Below are 1,853 nucleotides of genomic sequence, written 5' to 3' on the forward strand. Positions count from 1 at the left end.
CACAATTTGTGTATATTAATTAAACATATGAGAAAATTTCGTCTGTGAAATGCTTAAATATTGATCTTATTGATGACAAAAAATACAAAGTGGAATCCCGCCCTGGGCTATCGCCGAGCTATTATGGGTTAATGTTCTCTGGTTTTATGAAATAATACTTCAGGGTAGCGTTCTTGTGTAATATTAAGATTGACCATGGTAGGAGCGATATAACTGAGATTTTTGCCACCGTCATGTGCCAAATTCAATTCGTTTTTACGTTTAAATTCTTCCAGTTTTTTTTATATCCTGACATTCGATCCAACGCGCAGTAGCAACGTTGACTGATTCATACACTGCTTCAACGTGGTATTCATTTTTTAAACGGGCAGCGACCACATCAAATTGCAGGATCCCTATTGCCCCTACGATTAAATCGTTATTGGCAATAGGGCGGAATACCTGTATCGCCCCTTCTTCTGAAAGTTGAACCAGCCCCTTCAATAACTGTTTTTGTTTTAGTGGATCACGCAGGCGAACACGACGAAACAGCTCAGGAGCAAAATGGGGGATCCCGGTAAATTTTAGTGCTTCACCTTGAGTGAAAGTATCGCCAATCTGAATAGTGCCGTGATTATGTAATCCAATGATATCCCCAGCAAACGCTTTTTCAATTTGCGTACGATCTCCGGCCATAAATGTTAGCGCATCGGAAATAGTCACTTCTTTTTGCGTTCTGACTTGATGCAGTTTCATGCCTTTTTCATAACAGCCAGAAACAATACGCATAAACGCTATCCGATCGCGATGTTTTGGATCCATATTGGCTTGAATTTTAAATATAAAACCAGAGAATTTTTCTTCCTCTGCGCTGACTTGCCGTAAATGGGTTTGACGTGACAGAGGCGCAGGCGCCCAAGCGGTTAGTCCATCTAGCATATGATCGATACCAAAATTACCTAACGCGGTGCCAAAGAATACGGGTGTTAGATCACCTGATAAAAAAGAATCATGCTCAAAGGGATGAGAAGCGCCTTGTACCAGTTCAATCTCTTCACGTAGCTGCGTTGCTAGATCGTCCCCGACGAGGGTATCGAGCTCTGGATTATTGAGCCCTTTAAGGATACGTACTTCTTGAATGGTATGGCCTTTACCCTTTTGATACAGATAGGTTTCATCTTTATAAAGGTGATAAACGCCTTTAAATAATTTACCGTAGCCGATTGGCCAGGTAATAGGGGAGCAAGGCATTTTTAGCTCTTGTTCCACTTCATCTAGTATTTCCATTGGACAACGGATCTCACGATCCAACTTATTCATAAAGGTTAAAATTGGCGTATTACGTAAGCGCGTCACTTCCATCAGCTTACGTGTACGATTTTCAACCCCTTTGGCAGCGTCTATTACCATCAGACAACAATCGACAGCGGTTAAGGTACGATAAGTATCTTCAGAGAAATCTTCATGACCCGGTGTATCGAGTAAATTTACTAAATATTGACCATAGGGAAATTGCATTACCGAGGTGGTAATTGATATCCCGCGTTGTTTTTCCATTTCCATCCAATCAGATTTTGCATGCTGATTCGATCCTCGGCCTTTTACCGTCCCCGCAGTTTGTATCGCCTTGCCAAAAAGTAATATTTTTTCAGTGACAGTAGTTTTTCCTGCATCAGGGTGGGAGATGATAGCAAAGGTTCTTCGCTTGTTTATTTCATTGAGAAAATTCTGATCGGCCATTAATAAAATCTTTTAGTTTGTACACGGATTTGTACCTATTTTTGGAAGTACCTTCTTTCGGCTCTTCGCTGGTCAAATCCGTCATATTAATTTTAATTGGCCGCTATTTTCGCTGATCCTGATTTTATAAACAA

At 40.7% G+C, this 1,853-nt stretch carries 1 pseudogene; it reads right to left on the reverse strand.

What is annotated here, in order from left to right:
- Nucleotides 1-128: 128 nt before the first annotated feature.
- Nucleotides 129-1,719, reverse strand: a pseudogene (prfC, locus tag REG_RS10090) (peptide chain release factor 3).
- Nucleotides 1,720-1,853 lie beyond the last annotated feature (134 nt).

This window comes from Candidatus Regiella insecticola LSR1, assembly GCF_000143625.1.
Taxonomy (GTDB): domain Bacteria; phylum Pseudomonadota; class Gammaproteobacteria; order Enterobacterales; family Enterobacteriaceae; genus Regiella; species Regiella insecticola.